A 24,404-nucleotide genomic window follows, 5' to 3' on the forward strand; every position below is an offset into this window, starting at 1 on the left:
CTTCTTCTTCTTCTTCTTCTTCTTCTTCTTCTTCTTCTTCTTCTTCTTCTTCTTCTTCTTCTTCTTCTTCTTCTTCTGCATCGTCTGCATCGTCTGCATCTTCTAACTCGTCCGTATCTAGTTCTTTTTCAAGTGTAGAAAAACCAAATAACTTGGGCTTAAACAACAAATTCCGATTATCATTTTCAAAACGCTCGGACGTCATCAAATAAGAATTACTATCCAAAGAGGCAATACTTTCAATTTGTGCATTTTCAATACTCATCGGTAGCCTCTCAACAGAATCTTTAAATACCTCAGAAGAAGTTGCTCCTTCAATTTTAAATATAAATGGAGCTAAAATTGAATTGTAACCTACAATTAGCAATGATTTTGACAACGGATTATATTCCGCTCCTGTGACCAAACCCTCTACGAAATAGTCATCCAACCGTTTTGCGACATGCTTTCCAGGCTCCGTAGATAGTTGATAAGCAACCGTACCCTTAGATTGCCATTGCTTGGTAAAAATCAAAAGTTGGTTCTCTACTACAACTAAAGCTTCGGCATCCCAGTCACTATTTCCACTATTTTCAAAATTTTCCTGATCCTCATAAGTGAATTCAATTTTATCTGCGACTACATTTTCAGACTTTAAATAATCGGATTTAGAAATACGATATACTGCTAAATCCCTTCTAACTCCATTATTATTCCCAAAATCCCCTATATAAATGAATGTATCATCTTGAGCAATATCTTCCCAATCGTTATTTTCAACATTTGTAATGCTTACGGTACGATTCACCTTAAAAGAAAGCGTATCTATCTCGTAAAGTTCAGGAAGATTACCAGAATCGTTATGAGTTATAAGTCTACCGTCAAAAAAAAGCAATCCTGAACTTTCGGATACCTCTGTAGGCAATTCACCTACTTCTCTTTGGGAATTTTGGGCCGATAGAAATAAACCGGAGAAAAGTAAAAGAAAAAACAGCAGTAAGTTTTTCATAGCATAGATACGCCTGTAATGTACAAAATAGATGCTACACTAAAGAACTCTTTAAACTTTCAAAAGAAAATGAAACCCCAAACAAATTGCCAATAGAGACAATTTGTTTATCAATAAAATAAAAATGTTAAACAAAATGTATTTACATTTGTTTTATGAAGTTATATCAGCTACGTTCCAAACAGTCATTTCCCATAAGCGTAAAAGAAGCGTGGGATTTTCTATCAGACCCAGGCAATCTTAAGGTTATTACCCCGCCACATATGGGTTTTGAAATACTCTCAGGTAATGACCGCGCCATGTTTCCGGGACAAATTATTCAATACTCCGTTTCCCCTTTTCCTGGATACAAAACTAAATGGGTTACCGAAATTACCCATGTAAAGGAGGGCGAGTACTTTGTAGATGAACAGAGATTTGGTCCTTATACACTTTGGCATCACAAACATTTCATTAAACCTATTGACGGTGGCGTAGAAATGGAGGATGTAATAGATTATAAAATTCCTTTTGGGATTTTTGGACAAATGGCCCACCCACTTTTGGTTAAAAAGCAGTTGAAACAAATTTTTGCTTTCAGGGAACAAAAATTGATAGAACTATTTGGAAGCCTTAAGAATACTACAAAAGAGCTGCAATTTAAAACGATTTAAGATTTTTCCATGAAAAAAAATATACTTTTAATAGGAGGTTCGTATGGTATTGGTCTTCAAATAGTAAAGCAACTCGCTGATGAGTATACGGTATATGTTGCCTCTAGAACATCTGACGGACTGAACGGAACAGGTGCCATCCATATTCCTTTTGACGCGAACACTGATGTCTTAGATACTACAATTCTTCCCAAGGAACTGCATGGTTTTGTCTACTGCCCAGGCTCCATCAACTTAAAGCCTTTTAAAATGCTTTCTCTGGAAACTTTTGAAACAGATATGCAGCTGAATTTCTTTAATATGGTTAAAGTAGTTAAAGATATTTTACCTTTAGTGGTCTCTGGAGGAGCAATAATTCTGTTCAGCACTGTTGCCGTTCGCTCCGGAATGCCCTACCACACGAGTGTTTCCGCAGCTAAAGGTGCAATTGAAGGTTTTGCTAAATCTATGGCGGCAGAATATGCTCCCAACATTAGGGTAAATGTAATTGCACCATCTTTAGTAAATACGCCATTGGCTAAACGCTTACTGAGTAACGAGAAAAAAATAGAAATGATGTCTCAAAGACACCCTTTAAAGCGTATTGGTGAGGTTAGTGATATTGCAAATACAGCGGTGTTCTTGTTAAGTGAAAAAAGTTCATGGATTACTGGTCAAATAATAGGTGTTGATGGAGGAATGTCAACTTTAAATTTAAGTTAGTTTATGGCAGATAAAATATTGATTTTTTGGTTTAGAAGAGATTTACGTCTAGACGATAATATTGGGTTCCTAGAAGCCCTAAAGAGCAATTATAAAGTGTTGCCCATTTTTATTTTTGATTCTGAGATTCTTGAAAACCTTCCAAAAGATGATGCCAGAGTTACTTTTATCTACGAGAACTTGCAGAGAATGCGAGATACGCTTCAAAGTGAAAACCATAGTTCTATAGCAATCTACCACGGTAAACCTTTGTCTATATTCAAGGACTTACTTAGTCAATATGAAATAAATGCAGTCTACACAAATCATGATTACGAGCCTTATGCCAAAAAAAGAGATGAAAGCATAAAAAAGCTACTCCAAGAAAACGACGTTACTTTTCACACCTTTAAAGATCAGGTTGTTTTTGAAAAGGATGATATTCTCAAAAGTGACGGTGACCCGTACATTGTCTATACCCCTTACAAAAATAAGTGGAAAGAACATTTTAACCCGGATGAACATTTAACCATTCATTACACAAAACAATACCGAGACAACCTTATTCAGAATACGAGACTACCAAATCTCTTTTTAACGGATATGGGTTTTAAAACTTCCTCCTTAAAAGTTCCGGAATATATGGTTACACCAACCCTAATTGATAATTATGAAGATACCAGGAATTACCCAGCCATAGAAAACGGTACATCATTGCTAGGACCACATCTACGGTTCGGAACGGTGTCCATCCGAAAAATGATGAAAAAGGCGATTGCCGAAAAAAATGAAGTTTTTTGGAGCGAACTTATTTGGCGTGAGTTTTTTATGCAAATTCTATGGCACTACCCTAGAACCGTAAATGAAGCGTTCAAAAAGAAATATGACCGAATAAGTTGGAGAAATAACGAAGATGAATTTGAAAAATGGAAGGAAGGGAATACCGGATATAAATTGGTTGATGCAGGAATGCGGGAATTAAATGCAACTGGATATATGCATAACAGAGTACGAATGCTCGTCGCCAGCTTTCTTTGCAAACACTTACTTATAGATTGGCGTTGGGGCGAAGCGTATTTTGCCGAAAAGTTGTTGGATTATGAAATGAGCAGCAATGTGGGCAATTGGCAATGGGCAGCGGGAAGTGGTGTTGATGCCGCTCCTTATTTTCGCATTTTTAACCCAATGACTCAGGTTGAAAAGTTCGATAAGGATAAAAAATATATTTTAAAGTGGGTTCCCGAGCACCATACGGAAGACTACGTACAAAAAATGGTAGACCATAAAGAAGCTCGGGAACGGTGTTTAAAAACGTATAAGGAAGCACTTAACTAAAGCGAAACCTAACGGGAAAGCTGTCTTTCTAATTGACGTTTTTCTTGCATACGATATTTAAGGATGTTCACGTAACGCAGTGCCTCTCCGTTATTATAGTCCGTATAAGATTTAGAGGCCCATTCCATCGCCTTTTCTAAATCACCGTTAATTTCATTTATGATTGCCATATTGTAACAAGCCCTACCGGCTATTTTACCGTCCGGATTATTCACTTCCTTTTCCCAAAGAACGGCCGCTCCATCCCAATCACCTGTCTGGGCACGTCTTTTTGCAATTACAAAATTCTCGGTACCTTTTACAAAGTAATCTCTGGAAACCCTTTTTCTTAAAGGTCTTACATCATAACCATAAGAATTACCGATGTTACTACTACGTTGAATAACAGCTTCTTTTCTTCCAATTACCGCCTCAACCGCTTTCATAGGATTAACACCGGACCCAATAGATGTGATACGATCATTAAAAGTATACTCATCCAATATTAATTTGTTCTGTGGGTCATACACTCGCCATCCATTTTTAATAGCGGTATTAAGTGTAACCTTATGACCCGGCAGCGAAGCTTTTATGCCTAAATCATTTGGTATGGTTACCGTGGTAAGTTCATAATCTACTCGCGTATCCGTATCGTAGAACTCTAATGAAAATAGTACATCTACATCATTAGCATCGCAAATTTCTTGAACCGACTGCCAGTCCAAAGCTGCAGGAAAAATGCCTAGCCCTTTTCGTTGAATATCCGTATCATCAATAATAGTAATGGTTTCAAAACGAGTGTTGCGCGTAAGCTCATCGTAAAGCCCCGTTACAGCAGATTCTGCTCCTTCCCTGTCCAAGTTAAGTCCCTCTAAAGAAAGAATCTTATCTATTTTATCTACCACTTTGTTTTCTTCGGACGGAATACTCCTGTTGATCAGACCTACCCGTGCTGCATTTGAAGGTAAGCTTATACGTGCTGGCTCAGTAGCACCCATTGTTAATTTGTTAGTTGACACGCAACTGGATAATAGCAGTAATATAGCTCCGGCGGAAAGTAGTTGGTTAAGATTTTTCATGGGACAAAAGTTAAATCGTTATCTCTTTTCAAAAAATTAAAAAGTTTAAGTAGGTTCGATATAAACTAAAACCCGTCCTAATTATTGCTTTTAGCCCAGCTATAATCAATAAACTCGACCAACTACATCTTTTTTATCGGTGAATTATAAGAATCACGTTTAAGAGTCTTCACTTAAACCTTCTAAATTATGTATAGACCAGTTACTGGCTCCCATTATTAAAATGCTTTTGTATCTTACACACCCAAAATACAGCGCTAAGCTGTTTTTATATGAATCCCATACTATTCCAAACCACATGAAAAAAATCCTTTTTGCATTTATTTTTTTAGCCGGCACCACTCTATTGGCTCAAGCACAAACTTTTGATTTTAAAATTGATCATTTTGCGCTAGTCGTTGAAGATTCTGATATTAGTGCAGATTTCTACGCAAACATTCTAAAATTAGAAGAAACGCCACATCCTGATTTAAAACCTGGTTTCAGGTGGTTTATTGTAAGTGGAAATTCTCAGATTCACCTAATCGAAAAGGAATTTGCGCCCTTTGAAAAGAATAAATCCATGCATCTATGCCTTTCCACTCAAGATTTAGACGGAATGATAGCACATCTTGAAAAAAACAATATCATGTATTGGGATTGGCCCGGTAAAGAAAATGCAGTCACTTTACGTACAGACGGTGTACGCCAAATTTATATTCAGGACCCGGATAAGTATTGGATAGAAATCAATACAGCAAAACATTAAAACGAGAAAGAGGCCTTATGGGCCTCTTCTCTATTTAAGTATATTTTCAACTTTTACTTAATTGAATACCCAGGAGCCAAGACAGCTTTACCTTCTTCCGGGTGACGTTTGAGATATGCTGCCACAAACGGACATAAAGGAGCCATTTTCATACCACTCTCCTCTATAAATTTCAATACTTTTGAGACCAAAGCACTTCCCACACCTTGCCCACCTAAAGATGAAGGCACTTCTGTATGTGTTAAGTACATGATGTTCTGTTTGGAAATCATATATTCCATAAAGGCTATCTCCCCATCAACATCCATCTCAAACCTACCTTTCTCTCCCTTCTTATTTACAAGTGGAATTTTTGAAAAGTCTCTTTTTTCCATAAGAAAGACGCTAGGGGTTCACTGATTTAAACTCTGGTAATTTTAGCACCAATAGCACGTAAACGTGTATCAATATCTTCATACCCACGATCTATCTGTTCAATATTATGAATAGTAGATGTTCCTTTTGCGGATAGGGCTGCTATCAGCAAAGAAACTCCTGCCCTAATATCCGGAGATACCATGGTGGTTGCCTTTAATGTAGATTTAAAGTCGTGCCCAATTACGGTAGCACGGTGTGGATCACAAAGAATAATCTTAGCACCCATATCAATCAATTTATCCACGAAGAACAAACGGCTTTCAAACATCTTTTGATGAATAAGCACCTCTCCTTTTGCCTGTGTGGCAACTACCAGAATAATACTCAATAAATCCGGTGTTAGACCTGGCCATGGCGCATCTGCAATTGTAAGGATAGAACCATCTATAAAGTTCTGTATCTCGTACCCGTTGGTATGCTTAGGTATGAATATATCGTCATCCTTTTTTTCTACGGTAATACCCAGTTTTCTAAAAACCGTAGGTATTTGTCCCAAATCGTCCCAACTTACATTTTTGATCGTAAGCTCGCTTTTGGTCATTGCCGCCAATCCGATCCAGCTTCCTATTTCGATCATATCCGGAAGCATTCTGTGTTCCGTTCCTCCTAAGGAATCTACACCTTCAATTTCCAGAAGGTTTGACCCCACACCGGAAATCTTGGCGCCCATACGGTTCAGCATTTTACACAACTGCTGTAAGTAAGGCTCACAGGCCGCATTGTAAATTGTTGTTTTTCCTTCGGCAAGAACAGCTGCCATGAGAATGTTAGCAGTACCTGTTACGGATGCTTCATCCAGCAACATATAAGTGCCTTTAAGTTTTTTGGCCTCAACACCGTAGAAATATTCTTCTTTGTTGTACCTAAACTTGGCGCCCAATTTTATAAATCCTTCAAAGTGGGTATCCAAACGTCTACGTCCAATTTTATCGCCGCCTGGCTTAGGAATGTATCCTTTTCCAAAACGTGCCAATAAAGGACCAACTAGCATAATAGACCCTCTAAGACCGCGACCATCTTCTTTAAACTGGTCAGACTGTAGGTAGTCTAAATTTATATCATCTGCTTTAAAGCTATATGATCCTTTTGCCTTTTTCTGGATTTTTACACCCAAATCTTCAAGCAACGCAATCAGCTTATTTACGTCTACAATGTTAGGAATGTTGTTTATGGTAACCGTTTCATCAGTAAGTAGTACGGCACAAAGAATCTGTAAGGCTTCATTTTTAGCGCCTTGTGGCGTAATTTCACCAGAGAGCTGGTGACCGCCTTCAATTTTAAAGGTACCCATGTAAGATTGAGGAGTATTAATATCGCTTTTTACCGCGATTGTTATTGTTTCGTTGGTTGTTTTTCTTTCCTGAATTATTGTTCCTTGGAGTTTTAGCTACACGATTTTTCAAAAACTGTCCGCTATCCGTAAGGTTTTCTCCACTAAGGTCTATTTGTCCGTCACTGAGTTCAAGTAAATGATTGAAAATTGCTTTATCATCAACCGTATCCTTGTTCCAGTTCAGGTAACATTTTTTCATGTGGTTGGCAATGGCATATTCCAGCCCATCACGCATATCTCCTTTTTCCCATTTTACGGCAACATCAATCATTCTCTTGATATTGTTTCCGTAAAAACGGTATTTTGGAAAATTCTGAGGATACTCCAAAGGCTCAGGGCGCTTCCTTAGTACCTCTTTACTCGTAATAGGAAAAGGCGATTTTACATCCAATTTAAAATCGGACATAATAAACAACTGATCCCATAATTTATGCTGAAAATCAGGCACATCTCTTAGGTGCGGCTGAATATTACCCATAACACTAATAATAGCTTGGGCCACTTTGTTTCTCTCTTCTTCGTCTTCTATAGAAATGGCATGATCTACCATTTTCTGAAAATGACGCCCGTATTCGGGAATGATCAATTTTGACCTTTCCGTGTTATATTCTAGGTTTTCTACTAAATTCAAATTGAAAATTTTTGCTTAAAAAAATTAAGGAAGTGTTCTTATAACGTCTGCAAATTAAGAAAATTATGGTTCAAATACTATTTAAAGGGATATAACCCCTTCAACCTTGCCCACTTCTTTGTATTTCTCTATTACCGCATCCGGGTTTTTCATGTTTACCGTTATAGAAACACTGGTATACTTTCCGTTTTTAGATTCCTTTAATTCTATTACAGCTCCTGTATTATCAAAAATTTTATGAATTTGATCTACTTTTTCAGGAATGGATTGTACTATAAATTTATATAAGTAATTAGAAGGCCAAGTTGTACTCTCTCCTAGTTGCTCTCGTAAGCGCTTATAGAACGCTTCTGGATTTTCTTTGTCCATATAACCATTTTTTACAAAGATAACGGTTCAACCTCAATTTTAATATCATAATGGAATGATTACTTTTGCATGAACAACAATTATCTATTGGATCTTAAAAAAGTAGTTATTACAGGTGGCCCAAGTACGGGCAAAACATCGGTTATAGAGAATCTTGAAAAGAAAGGTTTTCCGTGTGTTCATGAACTTATCCGAAGTATGACTTCGTCTGAAAAAAATGAAGACAAAACCACTAATTTTGAAGTTAACCCCATAGTTTCGGTAAAAGACCCTAAAAAGTTTAACCAAAACCTTTTAGATGGAAGAATAAAGCAATACACTGATGCGGATTCCATAAATGGAGAGGTGGTGTTTTTTGACCGTGGAATTCCAGATGTTCACGCCTACATGAACTGTTTTGGGCAAGAGTATAGCTCAGATTTTGAAAAACCTTGTTACACCTACAAATACGATCAGATTTTATTGATGCCGCCTTGGAAGGAAATACATGTGGTGGATAACGAACGTTTTGAATCCTTTGAGGAAGCAGAACGCATTTATAAACATCTCAAAACCACATACGAGCATGTTGGTTACCCTATAACATTAGTACCTATAGGTACAATTGAGGAACGCACCCAATTTATTTTAGAACTGCTAAACCTAAAGTAATGCACAAAGACCCGATATCCATTTTACGGCAATATTGGGGCTTTAATAGTTTTAAAGGTTCCCAGAAAAAAATCATAGATGCCATTATTGACAAACAGGATGTATTGGCCCTACTACCTACCGGTGGAGGAAAATCTGTTTGTTTTCAGGTTCCCGCCATGGCCCAAGAAGGTCTGTGTATCGTAGTTTCCCCTTTAATAGCATTAATTCAAGATCAGGTAGAAAGCCTTAAAAGAAAAGGCATAAAAGCCATTGCCCTAACTGGAGGAATTCCCTTTAATGAGCTTTTGGACCTGTTGGACAATTGCCTGTACGGCGGATACAAATTTGTCTATCTATCTCCCGAGCGTTTGCAACAAGAATTAGTCCAAGAGAAAATACGCCAAATGAACGTAAACCTCGTAGCCATAGACGAGGCCCACTGCATTTCTCAATGGGGACACGATTTTAGGCCAGCGTATCTTGAATGCGCCCAACTACGAAAACTGTTGCCACAGACTCCGGTAATAGCACTGACCGCAACCGCTACAGACCGCGTTGCCGATGACATTATTGAGAGCCTTCGCCTTACCGCTCCTACCGTGGTAAAGGATTCTTTTGCCAGAAGCAATATTGCTTTTAAGATTTTATGGGAGCAGGACAAACATTACAGATTGGCCCAGTTATGTTCTCAAATAGAGAAAAGCGGGATTGTTTATGTGGGCACCCGAAGAGGCACCGTAGAGCTTTCACAATTTTTAAATTCCAAAGGGTGTAGTGCTACTTTTTTTCATGGGGGAATTCCCAAAAAAGAAAAAGAGAAAAAGTTGAATCTTTGGCTAACCAACAAAATACGGATTATGGTGGCCACTAACGCTTTTGGAATGGGAGTTGACAAACCTGATGTTTCCTTGGTGGTCCACTACCAAATACCGGATTGTCTTGAAAACTACTACCAAGAAGCCGGTAGAGCGGGACGTGACGGCCAACCAGCAGAGGCCGTTCTTATTACCAACCCTAATGACGAAGAGCAGTTAAAGAATCAGTTTTTAAGTGTGCTTCCGGACACCGCTTTTCTAAAAAAAATCTACAACAAACTCAATAATTTCTTCAGAATAGGATATGGCGAAGGAAGTCATGAAACGTTTCAATTCAATTTTAATGAATTTGTTAGAATCTATAGTTTAAATTCATTTCTAGCCTATAACGGATTAAAAATATTAGACCGAAACTCGGTAATTTCCCTATCGGAATCCTTTTCAAAAAAAACACTGGTTCAGTTTATATCGGACAAGGACACTATTTTTGATTACTTGGATATGCACAAAGGCTCCGCCAATATTATCCAAACCATTTTAAGGACTTACGGTGGTATTTTTGACTTTGAGACCAAAATAGACCCAAGTTTGGTGGCTAAGAAAACAAATACTTCGGAACAACATATTTTTAAAGTTCTGGAACAAATGAAGAAAGACGACATCATAACGTTTGAAGCCCACCAGAGCGATCTGGAAATTACCTTTCTTGTACCTCGCGAAGATGACCTTACTATAAATGTCTTTGCAAAAAAAGTAAAGGAGCAGAACCAAGTGAAAACCGAAAAGGTTTTCCAAATGATAGATTACGTTAAGAACACCACTATATGTAGGAGCAAGCAGATTTTAGAATACTTTGGAGAAAAAGACACAGCAGACTGCGGTAAGTGCGATGTCTGCCTGTCAAAAGGGATTATACAAAAACCAACTTTTGACCAAGTATCAAAAGAAATTAGCTCGTTGCTATTAGAATCACCATATACTTCAAGAGCAATCATACGTGCCATGACCTATAAAGAACCCATTGTTTTAAGGGCACTACAGCTTATGCTAGAAGATGGAGATATTACAATCAATACCAAAAACGAGTATACACTAAAATAGGTTTTACTTCATTCGAAATAAAAAATAGAGAACACAATGAGAGATTTACGCATCGTTTTTATGGGAACCCCAGAGTTCGCCACTACCATTTTAGCCTCACTTGTAGAAAACAACTATAATGTGGTAGGTGTAATAACGGCACCGGACAGACCTGCCGGAAGGGGGCGAAACCTGCAACAATCGCACGTAAAAAAGTACGCCCTAGAAAACAATCTAAAAGTACTCCAGCCTACCAATCTTAAAAATGATGATTTCTTAAGCGAATTAAAGGCGTTAAATGCAAATCTTCAGGTTGTGGTTGCTTTTCGCATGTTACCCAAAGCTGTATGGGCCATGCCGGAATACGGTACTTTTAACCTGCATGCATCACTTTTGCCGGATTATAGAGGGGCTGCGCCTATAAACTGGGCCATAATGAACGGAGAAAAAGAAACAGGGGTTACCACTTTCTTTATAGACGATAAAATAGACACCGGAGAAATTATCTTGCAAGACCGTACGAATATTGACGAAAATATGTCTGCCGGGGAATTACATGACAAATTAATGGTCATGGGAGCCAACCTTGTTCTAAGGACGGCAGAAGCCATTGCCAAAGGCCCGGTGACCACTATAGCTCAACCCACTACAAAAGAATTAAAAGAAGCTTTTAAGATACATAAGGATACGTGCGAAATTAATTGGAATGCTCCTATAAATGATATATATAACCATATAAGAGGATTAAGCCCTTACCCCGGTGCTTGGACCAACTTGATAAATGGGGAAGAAAAGATCTTTGTAAAAATCTATGCCACTGCGAAGGAAAAAACTGACCATCAATTACAAGTAGGAGAAATAGAGGCTACTAAAAAGGAACTCAAAATTGCAGTAGACGGAGGCTATATTAACCTATTGGAAATGCAATTACCAGGTAAGAGAAAAATGAAAGTAACCGATGTTCTAAATGGCCTAAACTTGCAAAAAAATGCTAAAATGGCGTAAAGCCCTAGTATCATTGGGCTGCGAGAAGCGTAAAAAAAGCCCTACTTTATCAACAAACGCCTATAGTTATTAACAAAAACGCCGATTTCCCCCCAATTTACTTGCGTTGGAAGCAAATCCGTATAAATTTGTTTAACATTAAAATACGTTTAACAACAATTAATTAATTAAATTATGAACAAAACAGAATTGATCGATGCAATGGCAGCAGACGCCGGCATCACAAAAGCCGCAGCAAAAAAAGCATTGGAATCTTTCCTAGGAAATGTTGAAGGTTCTCTTAAAGGAGGTAACCGAGTTTCTTTAGTTGGTTTTGGATCTTGGTCAGTATCAAAAAGAAATGCAAGAGAAGGAAGAAACCCATCTACGGGTAAAACCATCAAAATTGCAGCTAAGAACGTTGTTAAGTTCAAAGCAGGATCTGACTTGGCTAATTCAGTAAACTAAGACTTACGAGCCATATTATAAGAAAAGCGTCTACAGTGTAGACGCTTTTTTTTTATTCGTATTTGCTTTTTATAAGAAATGTCTTATTTTAGTTATAACTAGTTCATATAATTATGGTAGATCTGAAACCAAACAAAGGCAAGCTCCTAATTGCCGAACCGACCTTAACCGGAGACGTGTCCTTTAATCGTTCAGTAGTTCTTTTAGCGGAGCATAACGAAGAGGGATCCGTTGGTTTTATCTTAAACAAACCTTTAGAGTACACCATTAGCGAGCTTATAACCGAAATAGAAATCCCGTTTCAAGTATATAACGGTGGTCCTGTTGAGCAGGACAATCTTTATTTTATTCATAAAGTCCCGGATTTAATAGCCAATAGCATTGAGATTTCCGATGGTATTTATTGGGGAGGAGATTTTGAGAATACCATTGGCCTTATCAACGAAAAAATAATATCGGAAAATGATATCCGGTTTTTCCTTGGTTACTCAGGTTGGTCTTCATTCCAATTGGACAAAGAGCTACTTTCCAAATCTTGGATCGTTGTAGAAAATGACTATGAAAGCTCCCTGATCCATAAATCTTCCGAAGCATTTTGGAAAGAGAAAATGGTAGAACTGGGCGGTGATTATCTTCTTTGGTCCAATTCTCCTGAAAACCCAAGCTTAAATTAAAGCTGCACCTTAGTCTTAAGAAAGACGTGCCGTTGCATTTAACTTGCCCAAAAGTTCCTTTGCTACTGCATTCCCAAATTCCTTTTTCCTGTACTTGGTAACCGGCTGTATACCCACAATGCTGTTTGTAATAAACAATTCATCTGCCTTTTGCAGTTCAAAAGGAGATATGGAGGCTTCTTGAAATTCATAACCCTCAATTTTGCTCAAAATATCGATTAGTTTCTTTCTAACAATACCATTAAGGCAACCATCTTTTAACGGAGGAGTTTTTATTACCCCGTTCTTTACAAGAAAAATATTGCCATTTAAAGCTTCTACTACTTGTTTCAAACCGTTCAATAGAAGACAATTTTGGTAATCGTTTTCCTTGGCAAAAACACTTCCTACCACATTTATAATCTTATTGTTCGTTTTTAAGGTAGATAACATATCTGCATTTACGTAGAAGTCCTTAAAAAGTTCCACCTCATAAGAATCTTCACTTAACATGTAAAAAGGGCTTTTAAGTGGCGAAGCTTCTATAGAATAGCTGATTTCATTTGTTGCTGGTAGATAAAGACCTCCCTTTTCCCTAAAAATAGTGAGTCTAACCCTAGATTGGCCTCCTAAATCATTCGCCTCTACTACCTCACCTATTTTAGACTCCAAGAACTCCATAGTGAATTCCATTGGTATTTCCATACGGAGAATACGCATAGAAGCCATTAACCTAAGGTAATGATCTTCCCAGAAAAAGAGTTTTCCGTTAACCATTCTCATGGTTTCAAAAAGGGAGTCACCATAACGTAACCCTCTGTTCTGGTGGTCTAAAAATTGTATATTTTCCTCTAGTAGATTTCCGTTGTAGCTAACCATAAAAAAGTCCCGATAATTTATCGGGACCAAATATAAGATGATATTAGAAGAATACGGTTACTTAGAGCCTAAAACCTGTTTAAGATCCGTTACTTGATTGGTCCAAAGCATTTTGGCCTCATCTACTTCATCTTCCTCTGCAAAATCGGTTATAAATAGTGATACATCCTTGGTAATTTCATCAACAATTATTTTTAATTCAAAATATGAATCGTCTTCATTGTCTACCCAGGCGAATTTTACAAATTCATCACTTTTTCGCTTTAATAATTTTGCTTCCTCTTCGGCACCGTCCCATATAAAACTGAACATTTCACCTCTGGAGTTTACATTATCGGCAAACCATTCGGAAAGTCCTGACGGGGTTGACAAGTACGTATATAGCAACTGTGGCGAAGATTGTATTACAAATTCTAGTTCAAATTTTATTTTATCGTCCATTCTTAAGTGTTTACGATGGGCAATATATAGATTTCCTTATGATAAAAAAATAAAAGAGATAGAATAATTTTAGCAAAGTATTGCCCAAGAACAAGAAATAAACTTTATATTTGCAGCCGTTTAGAAATAACAATACGGCGAGGTAGCTCAGTTGGTTAGAGCGTCGGATTCATAACCCGGAGGTCGGGGGATCGTGCCCCCCTCTCGCTACAAGGCTTAAAATGCTATAAACTAACGGATTGTGTACTACAATCCGTTTTTTTATGTCTTGTATTTCCCTTTTATTACGTTCCGTAAACGAAAACGTAAACACTTTTAAAATGAAATTGAACTACACCGAACCTAAAATCTTTACAGGTGGTGTCGATATCACCCAGTGGTCCGCCCTCACTAAAGACCAACGTAACGATGCCCTTGCCAAGGCTTGGTTCGTATATTTCTCTTTCAGGGACCCTGATACCGGCAAACTAAAAAAACAACCCTTTATCAAAGCCGGAGCCAACCGCTTCAAGGGCAAAACTAAACGATTACAATTCTTAAAAGTCTTACAACGAAATCTCCTTCTATTGTTGGAAGCCGGATTTGACCCTTATAAAGACAATACAGAATTGGAAGCGGAATTTAGAGGGCGACCAATTAAAGAAGAACGCCCGACAAATAACTTACCGGGGAAGGAAGAAGTGGACAAAGGACCTACGGCAGTAGTAAACAGAGAGCGTATTGAACTTTCCAATGAAAATGCTAAATCAAATCTAGAATCTATTTCCGAAATAGAAATCAAGGTGGTGGACGAGAACAAAGTTTCAGTGGCCGAAGCTTTGGAACTGGGCCTGAACATTAAAAAGAGCACCCTGAACGATAATTCGTTCAAGAAGCAGAAAAGCCGAATAACAAAGTTTGAAAGATGGCTTGCAGAAAATGATGTGGATGTCTCCGATATTAAAAACATCGATAAAAAGACCGTAGTGCGCCACCTGAACGATGTTTTGCGCACCTCCAGCCCTAGAAACAGGAACAATACCAGAACCGCTCTCAGTGCGCTCTTCGGCACCTTGGAGAACAATGAACTGATCGATGACAACTTTATACGTAAGATAAACATACTGAAATCCGTTCCAAAGCGAAACAAGACCTATACACCGAAACAGCTGACGGAAATCGACTCACATCTTAAGAACAACGATCTTTTGATGCGGATGTTCGTCCAAATGGTCAGCTATAATATGTTGAGGCCCATAGAAATATGTCGCCTCAGAGTGGGTGATATTGATATTAAGGACAAGAAAATATATGTCAAGGCCAAGAACAAGCCCGTTAAGATAAAGATCATACCGGATATAATGCTTGGCCAATTGCCGGACCTTTCCAAGATGGACGCCAAACATTCCCTGTTCACTCCACAGGGCTTTGGCGGAGAGTGGAACCTTGCCGATAACGACAAGCGCAACTACTTTTCCAAACGCTTTAAAAAAGTAAAGGACCATTTTAAATTGGGCAATGAATATGGTCTCTACAGTTTCAGACATACGTATATAACCATGCTTTACCGTGAGATGATAAAAACGGGAACACCGGAAGAGGTCAAGAGCAAACTGATGCTCATTACAGGCCATGCCACCCTTGATGCACTTGAAAAATACCTTAGGGACATAGATGCCGAGCTACCCCAGGATTACTCGAACCTATTGAACCGATCCATCAACAAAACCGACAAATGAGCTACTTTGGACTTTTAAAGGATTTGAACCTGAACTCGTTGACAATGGACGAGCTCACTCGTATACAGCTCTCACGGGGAATACTCCAAGAGGTAACAAGAATACCGCTGTCCGTTTATGGAAGACCTAATGCCATTTCCCTGAAGAACAGTGAAACCGTTTACGTTCCCGACCCTGACATGACCGAGGAATTTTATGGCTATATAGTGGATGTGTACGAAGATGTAATCGAAAATAGCCTCATTGGTTTTTATTATGTGTACGAAGAGGATATTATGGGCCTCGACGAACGTGATACTCGAAAAGTTGCTTTGGAGCATTATAAAAGGATAGCCCAACTTGCCACTAAAAATGAATTTGATATACTTAGACCGATAACTTTGCCAAGTGGACACCTAAGCATACGTAGAGCAAAGAAAATAGAGCTCTTTGAGCTACGGAAGGAGGCACTACAGGAGCGTCTTGCTGCGGAAGTGGCGGTGCCCCTGACCCACTTCTTGATCGGAAACGCGGCATATTTTGAGGATTCCCTAATCGGCAAGTTTCCTTTACTGGACGAAACGTTGAAATTTGAGGCATCACTTAGGATTCTACTGACATTGAACGATCAATTTCAATTTGAAACGGTGGACGACACGCCCAAGAAAATTGAGAATAAGCTACCAATTGCTCAACAATTAAAAGAGAAAAGTACAGATCGAAAGAAAAAAGACGCTATCATTTCCGATGATGAGGCCATAGACTTCCTATTAAATTCAGTTTTCTCCAAGTCGTCAAAATAGCACCATACATATAGGCCAAAATATGGTTGTCTTATACTGTCCTGATTATATTGGTCTAATATCTCCTTACTTTTTAACCACGTAAAATATAAAGCGCAACCATACTTTTTATAGATACCACCCTATAAGCTGTAAAAAGTAACCTTATTTTGTTCTAAAGTAGACATTGGGCAACCATAGCTGTGGTTGCTACCATATGGTTAACTACGTAGTTAGTTTAACCATATATTTTAAAAAGAATACTAATAGTAACCCTATTTTTGTAATGGGGTACGGGCAAAGGAGGATTGACCATACCTTAGCGAAGGACATACTGGAACAACAACCCAAGTTTACTATCAATGCCAATTATATTGATAGACAATCAATTAACCTCAGTTCCTCCCTTTACATTCCCTTGTTCATATACTCTTGCCATGTAACCAAAATATATTTTTCTTTTCCGTATTCGATTTTTTTTAAGAAACCGTATTCATAAATGAAAAAATATACATCTCCTTTTTTGTTCTTCCAATAGTGGGTAAAAAAGTTGGAATCGAATCCCCAGGTCCGATAGAACCTTGCATCTTATCGTTACCTTGCCCCCTTTGTTATATTGTTTAAGAATCCTCCGGTTCAATTTTAATTGGTTATCCACTTTATTGTAAAATCGCTCCGGGTCTTTCTTTTGTTTGTTATATTGGAACGCGCTCTTACAATGCAAGTCGCAATACTTTTTATCGGTTCTGCCCGTAAGTTCTCGTTGACAGTTCAAACAATCCTTTTGTATTCGCATCCTTGTAGTATCTAAACGAATGATTATTCGAACATTATTCGCTTAAGATACGGTTAAATAGTATGTTTTAGTGAATTTGCAATAAAAACAACATGTTCAAGGGCAGGAGTATTACCTTACGGCATTTGCTGATCAATAACAGAAAACACATTGGCCTCCAGTTCAAATCGGATAAAGTAATCCAGGCGCTCGCAGATAGGTTGCCCGGTATCAGCTGGCACGATGAATACGGAATGTACCATATCAAGAACAATAGGGCAAATCTTGCTATTCTTTTTAAAACGTTCAGGGGAGAGGTATGGATCAACGGAAATTATTTTTTCGAGAACAAGACCGGTCTCAATCCGGAAATACCAAAGAACATTTCATGGTATAGGAACAGAGATATGAAAGAAGGTTTCAAGAGGTGCCCAATTGCCTATCTTGACAAATTGGAACTAAGGAGATATGCAGAAAATACGGTAAAGACCTATGTTCACCATTTTGAGATATTTATCAATCATTTTCACGGCATACCACCCAATGCCATCACTGAACTAGAAATAAGAGCGTATTTGCAAAAGCTCACAAGGGACGGCCGTTCACACTCTTATTTGAACCAGGCCGTGAACAGTATCAAGTTCTATTTTGAGGTGGTCATGGGCATGCCCAACCGATTCTACAACATTGAACGACCTATTAGGCAAAAACAATTGCCCAAAGTACTCTCAAAAGAAGAAATTCTACGCCTTATCGAAAATACCAACAACTTAAAGCATCGCTGTATCGTTTCCCTACTATATTCGGCAGGACTGAGAAGAAGCGAACTTTTGAACCTGAAAATAGATGATATAGATGGTGAGCGAATGCTTATCAGTGTAAAAGCGACCAAGGGCAATAAAGATAGGATGACGGTTCTGAGTCCCACACTTCTGATAAATTTACGAGTGTATTACAAGAAATACAGACCAGAAAACTATCTCTTTGAGGGCCCCGATCAAAAACCCTATACCGCTTCGAGTGTGCTAAAACTTACCACAAGCGCAGCCAAGAGAGCAGGCATCCGAAAAAAGGTGACACCTCATATGTTGCGCCACAGTTTTGCGACCCACCTACTTGAAGATGGAACCGATTTAAGGCACATCCAATTGTTGCTGGGCCACAGCAGCACCAAAACAACGGAAATTTACACTCATGTAGCAGAAACCTCGTTCAAAGGCGTAAAAGATCTCTTATCTTAGTTCCGCATATAAAAAATATATAGATCATATGATCTATATTCCTACGTTGTAAGTAATTTGCCATCGCCATTGTTCTTTTAGCTGAGGATTACCTGAGTTATATTGTGGATATAAAAAGTCGGAATCCCTAAATGGGCAGAAAAGGATCAAGGTAATATTCGACTCTTTCGGCGGATATTTCCCAAGTAGTTTAGCTTTCAGCGTTGAGAGCTGGCTCTCAGAACGTTGACACGTTAAAAACTACTTGTAAAAGGACGGTAAAAATTTTGAGAAAGTCAAATTTCAAGTGGGATTTTATTGGTTTTCTGCCCATTTAGAGGAGTTTAAGCCCCGTTTTACACTAATCATATTAGCTATATGGATTAATATAAAACGGGAGTCTCAGCAAAAAGAGACCCTGCTATTGTCTTATGGCAAACTATCAATGGTATTTATTCCTAATTTTAGGGAAAGATAAAATTAAAATAAAACCACTTACAACAGGTATTATAAGCAATGGCCCGAAAACATATTAGCCTGGAAAGCGGCCACTACTTATACACCAGTCGTTAGCAAATATAAAAAACACAAATATGGGACTATTTAGTAAATTATTCTCCAAAGACTCCAAAGAACCTGAATCTAATGAAAATAATATCAATAAGGAATCTCAAATCAAGCAGATGACCCAATTTTGGATTGGAAATTTTGCAACAGAGGAAATATCATCTAATTTTTTTCAAGAAATATATAATGAAAATGATGATGATAGTCCTTTATCTGAATTTATTGAAACTCAAAATGAACAATGGTTAGACCACGATTTTATGGAAGACCATCACTTTAAAATAAAATCCGAAGTTAGGAAAAACCTCTATTCATATTCAGAAAACAAAGATTGGTTGATAAAGTTTGATGAAATGTTTCGTGATTTTAATGAAAATGGAAATTTCACATTAGTGATGTCATCATATGACTTCCCTTCATTAAACAACAAAGTAAAATCACCACAATCCTTTAATTCCAATGAAATAACTTTAATATATTTTGGAGAAATTAAAAGTCCATTTATGTAGGCATAATAAGCAAAAATAAATTGAACTTGAAATTAAGTTTAAAAAAAAATGAGTATTTTGAAAGCTGACTTTAGTTTAAAATGGGAAGATATAACATTTGCTAACAATGTATAAAAAACATAGGGCTTTTGTGCTAAACCGAAAGGTCTGTGGATATTAACAAAGTCCGCTAAATATAAAATTTGGCGTTTAAAGAAGAAAAAATAAAAGCAAAATATTTATATTTAGCTAAGTAATAAATCGAAACGAAAGTGCTTTTTAACTGCCCTACGTTTCTTATACTAAACGTTAGCCATAATTATGAAAAAAATAGGAACCAATATTATATTTTCTCTTTTCAGTATTTCACTTTTAGCGCAAAATGCAACGAAGGGAATTATAAAAGATTCGGAGACGGACGAGCCAATTCCATATGTGAATATTGGAATTGTGAAAAAAGACAAAGGAACGGTCTCAACAGAGGAAGGTAAATTTGAATTCGGAATTCCTTCTAAATTAATGAACGATACTATAAAAATATCCTCAATCGGTTATCAACCAAAATCAATTCTCGCAAAGGAATTTGCCGCAACTTTGAAAAAGAATCCAACAATCAAACTTCTACCTGTAATTACTGAATTGGACGAAGTTGTGGTTACAAACAAAAAACTGAAAGAGAAAATTTTAGGAAATAAAGCTAAATCTAAAAAAATGAAAGGTGCATTTAGTTACGCCGTAGCTGGAAACGAAGTTGGAATAAAAGTGAAAATTAAAGACAGTCCAACATACATCGAAAAATTTCATGCAAATGTTGTATCAAACACGAGTGAAAAAGTGAAATTTCGGCTGAATTTTTATAACATAAAAGACGGAATACCTAACGAGAAAATAGTAAAGGAGAATATAATATTCTCAGTAAAGATCAAAGAAGGGCAATTCACCTTAGACCTTGAGAAATACGATATAGTTGTGGAAGAAGATTTCTATTGTACAATTGAATTGTTAGAAAATCAAAAACAAGAGGAGGAAGTATTCTTTTCAGCAGGATTATTGGGTAATACTATGGCGTACAGATATACTAGCCAGGGAGAATGGACAAAATCCAGTACGGTCGGAATTGGATTTAACTATACCGTAAAGTATTGATTGAGCGCTAGAAATAGTTTCTAAGATAATATTAAAGAATCAATAACTCTTTTCCAAAAAAGTATTTTACAAAATCTATAAAAACCAAATATTGCAGAAATATTTAAGCTTTTTAATGTTATTAACAACCTTGTTTACTTTTAGTCAAGAACAAACAAGGTTGTTAAATGGCAAGGTTAAAAATCTTAACAATGATGTCTCCGATGTATTAATTGTTAATCTAAATTCTAAAAAATCAACAATAACTGATTCCTTGGGTCAATTCAAAATTGAAGTGAAATTAAAAGATTCACTTCGTATTACAGCAGTTCAATATTTAACGAAAGAAATTATTATCTCGGAAAAAATATTTGATACAAATTTATTCCTCGTAAATCTTGTCGAGAATGTTATCGACCTCGAAGAAGTAACGGTCACACCATACAATCTTACAGGTAAAATAGATTTAGACCTTAAAGGATTAACTATCACTCCTGAAATCACCTCCTCAACTTTGGATTTGCCCAATGCGGATATTGAAAAAATGACCCAAAGTGAACGACTACTTATTGAGGCTGATAGAGGAAATTATGTTAATTATTATGGAATAGCCCTAACAATAAATACACATAAAATAATGAACAGACTTTCGGGGAGAACCAAGGCATTTGAAGAAATGGTTGTCCGCGATGAAAAAATGAAACTGGAGAAAGAAATCATTGCCAAGTTTTCAAAAAAATCAATGTCTAAAGGTTTTGATATTCCCGAAACGAGAATAGATGAATTTCTTACTTATTGCCTACTTCAAGATGACTTTTTAGAATTATCGAAAAGAAGTACGACGGAAGTATGGGAACATTTAAAAAATAAAAGTGTTGAATTCAGTCAAACGGATTACAGCAAAGATTAGGTGCATCTAAACAATAATTGCGAAAATAACTATGGCTAACAATACCTATAGCAAATAGGGCATAAAGTGCTATATTTAATGGCTTGGGCTTATTTGCTAAGTCCGCCAAATCTTTTGGATTTGGCAATTAAAAAAGAAAAGATAATTACAAAACAAAAAGCTTTGGCTTGCAGACCAGACGGAAACGAAAAGTTTCCTTACCTGCCCTACTTGCCATAGCCGTCACCGTTGTCATTAATGATGAAAAAATAAAATCGTGTAATGGAATTTAACCGAACTGGAATAATATTATATACTCTTGAATACAAAAATTGTGTGGAGTTTTATGAAAATATTCTAGGTCTCAAAAAAATGTTTGAGGGCAAAAATCTGACTTGTTTTAAATTCGGACAAGCATATTTGATGGTGGAGTTAGATGACGAATATGATGGACAAAAAACTGGAACGGAACGGACAAAAATGTGTTTGCGTATGAATGTTCCAAATGTAAAAATACTTTCGGATAGATTGACTTCGAATAATATAGAAGTTGACTATCAAGAACATTCTTGGGGTACCATTGCAAAATTCCGAGACCCTGACGGTAATTTATGTGCATTTAAAGACAGTTCTAAATTCGAAAAGCAAATCTCGGATTTTAAGTAAATGCACAACTTACTCAAACGCAATTGTTATGTCGATGGACTTTCTAACTTGATTGCGGAAACAACCAATCAAAACGTAATAGTTACGCAAGTAAAACGTGCCAAGCAGAACGCAAAATCACTAATGACAACAATGCCTATAATTAATGCGGGCTAAGGTTTAAAAGCCAAGTTCTGTGTATATTTATGATGTCGCTAAATCTTTGGGATTTAGCTTTAGACAAAAAAAAAGAAAAAGCAAAACCCAAAGTTTTAGCTTAGCGCGAGACAGGAAATCCGCTGGATTTCCCCACCGCACTAATCATAGCCTGAACATTGTAAAACATTTAAGAAAACATTCTAGCTACCAACTTTATTTCCCCTACTTTTCACAATAATCCTTTTTTACATTTAATTTAACTTAACATTTAAAGTCCTTTAACGTTTTCAAAATCAAATTAATATAGGTTTGTAGAACATCGTAGAGACTTTATTAATGAAAACAGATTATATAGTAATCATACTTTTGTTCACAGTATTTACTACCAAAGCGCAAGAACAAAATTCCATTAGCACAAGCCCGTTTGAAAAGAAAAATGAACTAAAGCTTAATGTCCTTTTTACTCCATTAGGTCTTTTGGATTTAGCATATGAAAGAAATTTGAATAGAAAATCTTCTTTGGGAATTTCGGGTCTATACGTGTTTAGTCAAAAACATGATGAAGACACAAATTTTCTAATTTCGCCTTTCTACAGAAGATATTTTGGCAAAAAATATGCTTCGGGTTTTTTTGTTGAAGGATTTACAACAGTTGGCTCAACCGACGGAAAACAGTTAGCCGATATTAATGGAAATCTCACTTTGAACGAAGGTCCTGATGTTATTGATTTGTCCCTTGGTTTAACATTAGGTAGTAAATGGATTACCAAACAAGGAATTGTTTTTGAAGCCTTTTTTGGATTTGGAAAAACTTTATTCAATACAGATAAAACTGACCATAGCCAAGTTAATAGATTTGGAATAAATGTAGGCTACCGATTTTAAATTAATACCAAGTCACTTCACTATAATTCAAAATCTAAAAATTGCAGAAACCTTTAAGATTTTTATTGCTGTTGTTTATCCTATTGACAAGCTATACCCTATCAAGTCAAAAGAAGACCAAACAAATAAGCGGTAAGATTAAAAGTCTTAATAATGATGTTTCAAACGTATTAATTATCAACTTAAATTCAAAAGAGTCCACAATTACTGATTCTTTGGGGGGCTTTACCATTGAGGCAAGGTTGAGAGATTCAATTCGATTTACCGCAGTTCAATACCTAACAAAAGAAATTATCATTACGGAAACCATTTTTCAAAGAAATTCAGTCGTCGTAAATCTTGTAGAAAACATTATAAATTTAAATGAAGTTACCGTTACACCATACAATCTATCGGGTAAACTAGAACAAGACATTAATAGTCTCGGTATAGAACCCGTTGTTACTTCTTCGACATTGGGCTTGCCAAATGCAGATGTAAAGGTAATGCTCCAGAGTGAACGACTACTTTTAGTCGCAGATAGGGGTGAATATGCAAGACTCATGACAATAGAAGAGATATTGAAGCTTGATAAAACCCTTTTAGGGTTCTTCAAAATAAGCGTTATGGTAAACTCAGATAAAACAATTAATAGAATTTCTGGTAAAACCAAATCACTAGAAGAGATAGTTATCCGCGAGAAAAATATAGAGTTAGAAGAAGAAATAATCGCAAAATTCTCAAAGAAAACAATGTCTGAAAATTTCGATATTCCTGAAGTTAAGATTGATGGATTTCTAACATATTGTATGTCTCAAAAGGATTTTTCAGATATATCAAAGTCTGGCAATATGCTATCAATTTGGGAATATCTGAAAATAAAAAGTATTGAATTTAAAGAACAATAGCCATTTGGGGCATCTGTGCAGAAAAAACATTTTACAACAATGGTAACCGTTGCACAAGCCGTTGATTCTCCACGGAACGGATTCATATAAGCCTCTTTACGGGGCTTTTTTTATGTCTG

The 24,404-nt window shown here is 36.8% G+C and carries 26 protein-coding genes and 1 tRNA gene; 19 read left to right on the forward strand and 8 right to left on the reverse strand.

Translation table 11 applies throughout. The features are described from left to right. Positions 1–988 (reverse strand): hypothetical protein (locus Q4597_RS19300; RefSeq protein ID WP_303407754.1); only part of this gene is annotated, 988 nt, incomplete at its 3' end. 155 nt (positions 989–1,143) lie between these two features. Here Q4597_RS19300 and Q4597_RS19305 point away from each other — a divergent pair. The 3 genes from Q4597_RS19305 to Q4597_RS19315 are packed head-to-tail and all read left to right on the forward strand — an operon-like array spanning position 1,144 to position 3,657. After that, a complete protein-coding gene (locus Q4597_RS19305) occupies positions 1,144–1,641 on the forward strand; it encodes an SRPBCC family protein (protein WP_303407755.1) in 498 nt (165 codons plus the stop codon). 9 nt (positions 1,642–1,650) lie between these two features. Then, a complete protein-coding gene (locus Q4597_RS19310; protein WP_303407756.1) occupies positions 1,651–2,343 on the forward strand; it encodes an SDR family NAD(P)-dependent oxidoreductase in 693 nt (230 codons plus the stop codon). 3 nt (positions 2,344–2,346) lie between these two features. Continuing rightward, on the forward strand, positions 2,347–3,657 hold the full coding sequence (locus Q4597_RS19315) for a deoxyribodipyrimidine photo-lyase (protein WP_303407757.1): 1,311 nt from the start codon (positions 2,347–2,349) through the stop codon (positions 3,655–3,657). Between the two features lie 8 nt (positions 3,658–3,665). On the opposite strand, the gene Q4597_RS19320 is transcribed toward Q4597_RS19315, so the two are convergent. Beyond that, positions 3,666–4,715 carry a DUF6340 family protein gene (locus Q4597_RS19320; RefSeq protein WP_289064037.1) on the reverse strand — a complete coding sequence of 350 codons (1,050 nt, stop codon included), beginning with the start codon at positions 4,713–4,715 and terminating at the stop codon, positions 3,666–3,668. A 298-nt stretch (positions 4,716–5,013) separates the two neighbouring features. Here Q4597_RS19320 and Q4597_RS19325 point away from each other — a divergent pair, with 298 nt between their 5' ends. Beyond that, positions 5,014–5,463, forward strand: coding sequence for a VOC family protein (locus Q4597_RS19325; protein WP_303407758.1), 450 nt, complete (start codon positions 5,014–5,016; stop codon positions 5,461–5,463). Positions 5,464–5,516: 53 nt separating this feature from the next. On the opposite strand, the gene Q4597_RS19330 is transcribed toward Q4597_RS19325, so the two are convergent. The 4 genes from Q4597_RS19330 to Q4597_RS19345 form a co-directional block, all read right to left on the reverse strand. Then, positions 5,517–5,837 carry a GNAT family N-acetyltransferase gene (locus Q4597_RS19330; RefSeq protein WP_215440676.1) on the reverse strand — a complete coding sequence of 107 codons (321 nt, stop codon included), beginning with the start codon at positions 5,835–5,837 and terminating at the stop codon, positions 5,517–5,519. A 26-nt stretch (positions 5,838–5,863) separates the two neighbouring features. After that, positions 5,864–7,171, reverse strand: coding sequence for a UDP-N-acetylglucosamine 1-carboxyvinyltransferase (murA, locus tag Q4597_RS19335; protein ID WP_215440678.1), 1,308 nt, complete (start codon positions 7,169–7,171; stop codon positions 5,864–5,866). Between the two features lie 16 nt (positions 7,172–7,187). Continuing rightward, positions 7,188–7,844 (reverse strand): DUF4290 domain-containing protein, encoded by a 657-nt coding sequence (locus tag Q4597_RS19340; protein WP_289039583.1) that lies wholly within the window; start codon positions 7,842–7,844, stop codon positions 7,188–7,190. 81 nt (positions 7,845–7,925) lie between these two features. Then, positions 7,926–8,213, reverse strand: coding sequence for a DUF493 family protein (locus tag Q4597_RS19345; protein WP_215912210.1), 288 nt, complete (start codon positions 8,211–8,213; stop codon positions 7,926–7,928). A gap of 69 nt (positions 8,214–8,282) precedes the next feature. On the opposite strand from Q4597_RS19345, the gene Q4597_RS19350 reads away from it, so the two are divergent. From Q4597_RS19350 to Q4597_RS19370, 5 genes are all read left to right on the forward strand, one after another. Further along, on the forward strand, positions 8,283–8,864 hold the full coding sequence (locus Q4597_RS19350; protein ID WP_303407759.1) for an ATP-binding protein: 582 nt from the start codon (positions 8,283–8,285) through the stop codon (positions 8,862–8,864). Beyond that, the gene (locus Q4597_RS19355) at positions 8,864–10,762 is read left to right on the forward strand and encodes an ATP-dependent DNA helicase RecQ (RefSeq protein WP_303407760.1); all 1,899 of its coding nucleotides are present in this window, start codon (positions 8,864–8,866) and stop codon (positions 10,760–10,762) included. The genes Q4597_RS19350 and Q4597_RS19355 overlap by 1 nt, the downstream gene beginning before the upstream one ends. Before the next feature lie 36 nt (positions 10,763–10,798). Further along, positions 10,799–11,746: a methionyl-tRNA formyltransferase gene (fmt, locus tag Q4597_RS19360; RefSeq protein WP_303407761.1), complete on the forward strand. Its 948-nt coding sequence runs from the start codon at positions 10,799–10,801 to the stop codon at positions 11,744–11,746. 174 nt (positions 11,747–11,920) lie between these two features. Then, positions 11,921–12,193 (forward strand): HU family DNA-binding protein, encoded by a 273-nt coding sequence (locus Q4597_RS19365; protein ID WP_038233355.1) that lies wholly within the window; start codon positions 11,921–11,923, stop codon positions 12,191–12,193. A gap of 113 nt (positions 12,194–12,306) precedes the next feature. Continuing rightward, a complete protein-coding gene (locus Q4597_RS19370; RefSeq protein ID WP_215440689.1) occupies positions 12,307–12,867 on the forward strand; it encodes a YqgE/AlgH family protein in 561 nt (186 codons plus the stop codon). Between the two features lie 15 nt (positions 12,868–12,882). On the opposite strand, the gene Q4597_RS19375 is transcribed toward Q4597_RS19370, so the two are convergent. Together Q4597_RS19375 and Q4597_RS19380 are read right to left on the reverse strand one after the other, a co-directional pair. After that, positions 12,883–13,725, reverse strand: a complete 843-nt coding sequence (locus tag Q4597_RS19375; protein ID WP_303407762.1) for an aminotransferase class IV — start codon at positions 13,723–13,725, stop codon at positions 12,883–12,885. 57 nt (positions 13,726–13,782) lie between these two features. Continuing rightward, positions 13,783–14,166 carry an START-like domain-containing protein gene (locus Q4597_RS19380; protein ID WP_215440691.1) on the reverse strand — a complete coding sequence of 128 codons (384 nt, stop codon included), beginning with the start codon at positions 14,164–14,166 and terminating at the stop codon, positions 13,783–13,785. Between the two features lie 136 nt (positions 14,167–14,302). On the opposite strand from Q4597_RS19380, the gene Q4597_RS19385 reads away from it, so the two are divergent. The 10 genes from Q4597_RS19385 (at position 14,303) to Q4597_RS19435 (ending at position 24,285) form a co-directional block, all read left to right on the forward strand. After that, positions 14,303–14,376 (forward strand) — tRNA-Met (locus Q4597_RS19385). A 110-nt stretch (positions 14,377–14,486) separates the two neighbouring features. Beyond that, entirely contained in the window at positions 14,487–15,884 is a 1,398-nt protein-coding gene (locus Q4597_RS19390) for a site-specific integrase (RefSeq protein WP_303407763.1), read from the forward strand. Beyond that, positions 15,881–16,666 carry a hypothetical protein gene (locus Q4597_RS19395; protein WP_303407764.1) on the forward strand — a complete coding sequence of 262 codons (786 nt, stop codon included), beginning with the start codon at positions 15,881–15,883 and terminating at the stop codon, positions 16,664–16,666. The genes Q4597_RS19390 and Q4597_RS19395 overlap by 4 nt, the downstream gene beginning before the upstream one ends. Before the next feature lie 867 nt (positions 16,667–17,533). Continuing rightward, positions 17,534–18,661 carry a site-specific tyrosine recombinase/integron integrase gene (xerA, locus tag Q4597_RS19405; RefSeq protein ID WP_303407765.1) on the forward strand — a complete coding sequence of 376 codons (1,128 nt, stop codon included), beginning with the start codon at positions 17,534–17,536 and terminating at the stop codon, positions 18,659–18,661. Positions 18,662–19,233: 572 nt separating this feature from the next. Continuing rightward, positions 19,234–19,716: an immunity 22 family protein gene (locus Q4597_RS19410; RefSeq protein ID WP_303407766.1), complete on the forward strand. Its 483-nt coding sequence runs from the start codon at positions 19,234–19,236 to the stop codon at positions 19,714–19,716. Positions 19,717–20,016: 300 nt separating this feature from the next. Then, positions 20,017–20,841 (forward strand): carboxypeptidase-like regulatory domain-containing protein, encoded by an 825-nt coding sequence (locus Q4597_RS19415; RefSeq protein ID WP_303407767.1) that lies wholly within the window; start codon positions 20,017–20,019, stop codon positions 20,839–20,841. A gap of 91 nt (positions 20,842–20,932) precedes the next feature. Beyond that, entirely contained in the window at positions 20,933–21,730 is a 798-nt protein-coding gene (locus Q4597_RS19420; protein ID WP_303407768.1) for a hypothetical protein, read from the forward strand. A gap of 261 nt (positions 21,731–21,991) precedes the next feature. Continuing rightward, positions 21,992–22,375 (forward strand): VOC family protein, encoded by a 384-nt coding sequence (locus tag Q4597_RS19425; RefSeq protein ID WP_303407769.1) that lies wholly within the window; start codon positions 21,992–21,994, stop codon positions 22,373–22,375. Positions 22,376–22,849: 474 nt separating this feature from the next. Continuing rightward, positions 22,850–23,398: a DUF3575 domain-containing protein gene (locus tag Q4597_RS19430; protein WP_303407770.1), complete on the forward strand. Its 549-nt coding sequence runs from the start codon at positions 22,850–22,852 to the stop codon at positions 23,396–23,398. A gap of 41 nt (positions 23,399–23,439) precedes the next feature. After that, positions 23,440–24,285: a hypothetical protein gene (locus tag Q4597_RS19435; protein ID WP_303407771.1), complete on the forward strand. Its 846-nt coding sequence runs from the start codon at positions 23,440–23,442 to the stop codon at positions 24,283–24,285. Positions 24,286–24,404 lie beyond the last annotated feature (119 nt).

Origin of the sequence: Zobellia sp. 1_MG-2023 (assembly GCF_030549125.1) — a bacterium.
Classification (GTDB): domain Bacteria; phylum Bacteroidota; class Bacteroidia; order Flavobacteriales; family Flavobacteriaceae; genus Zobellia; species Zobellia russellii.

Coding starts and splice junctions, on each gene's coding strand:
- Q4597_RS19305 (WP_303407755.1), top strand. CDS start 1,144: ATGAAGTTATATCAGCTACGTTCCAAACAGTCATTTCCCATAAGCGTA.
- Q4597_RS19310 (WP_303407756.1), top strand. CDS start 1,651: ATGAAAAAAAATATACTTTTAATAGGAGGTTCGTATGGTATTGGTCTT.
- Q4597_RS19315 (WP_303407757.1), top strand. CDS start 2,347: ATGGCAGATAAAATATTGATTTTTTGGTTTAGAAGAGATTTACGTCTA.
- Q4597_RS19320 (WP_289064037.1), bottom strand. CDS start 4,715: ATGAAAAATCTTAACCAACTACTTTCCGCCGGAGCTATATTACTGCTA.
- Q4597_RS19325 (WP_303407758.1), top strand. CDS start 5,014: ATGAAAAAAATCCTTTTTGCATTTATTTTTTTAGCCGGCACCACTCTA.
- Q4597_RS19330 (WP_215440676.1), bottom strand. CDS start 5,837: ATGGAAAAAAGAGACTTTTCAAAAATTCCACTTGTAAATAAGAAGGGA.
- murA (WP_215440678.1), bottom strand. CDS start 7,171: ATGGGTACCTTTAAAATTGAAGGCGGTCACCAGCTCTCTGGTGAAATT.
- Q4597_RS19345 (WP_215912210.1), bottom strand. CDS start 8,213: ATGGACAAAGAAAATCCAGAAGCGTTCTATAAGCGCTTACGAGAGCAA.
- Q4597_RS19350 (WP_303407759.1), top strand. CDS start 8,283: ATGAACAACAATTATCTATTGGATCTTAAAAAAGTAGTTATTACAGGT.
- Q4597_RS19355 (WP_303407760.1), top strand. CDS start 8,864: ATGCACAAAGACCCGATATCCATTTTACGGCAATATTGGGGCTTTAAT.
- fmt (WP_303407761.1), top strand. CDS start 10,799: ATGAGAGATTTACGCATCGTTTTTATGGGAACCCCAGAGTTCGCCACT.
- Q4597_RS19365 (WP_038233355.1), top strand. CDS start 11,921: ATGAACAAAACAGAATTGATCGATGCAATGGCAGCAGACGCCGGCATC.
- Q4597_RS19370 (WP_215440689.1), top strand. CDS start 12,307: ATGGTAGATCTGAAACCAAACAAAGGCAAGCTCCTAATTGCCGAACCG.
- Q4597_RS19375 (WP_303407762.1), bottom strand. CDS start 13,725: ATGGTTAGCTACAACGGAAATCTACTAGAGGAAAATATACAATTTTTA.
- Q4597_RS19380 (WP_215440691.1), bottom strand. CDS start 14,166: ATGGACGATAAAATAAAATTTGAACTAGAATTTGTAATACAATCTTCG.
- Q4597_RS19390 (WP_303407763.1), top strand. CDS start 14,487: ATGAAATTGAACTACACCGAACCTAAAATCTTTACAGGTGGTGTCGAT.
- Q4597_RS19395 (WP_303407764.1), top strand. CDS start 15,881: ATGAGCTACTTTGGACTTTTAAAGGATTTGAACCTGAACTCGTTGACA.
- xerA (WP_303407765.1), top strand. CDS start 17,534: ATGTTCAAGGGCAGGAGTATTACCTTACGGCATTTGCTGATCAATAAC.
- Q4597_RS19410 (WP_303407766.1), top strand. CDS start 19,234: ATGGGACTATTTAGTAAATTATTCTCCAAAGACTCCAAAGAACCTGAA.
- Q4597_RS19415 (WP_303407767.1), top strand. CDS start 20,017: ATGAAAAAAATAGGAACCAATATTATATTTTCTCTTTTCAGTATTTCA.
- Q4597_RS19425 (WP_303407769.1), top strand. CDS start 21,992: ATGGAATTTAACCGAACTGGAATAATATTATATACTCTTGAATACAAA.
- Q4597_RS19430 (WP_303407770.1), top strand. CDS start 22,850: ATGAAAACAGATTATATAGTAATCATACTTTTGTTCACAGTATTTACT.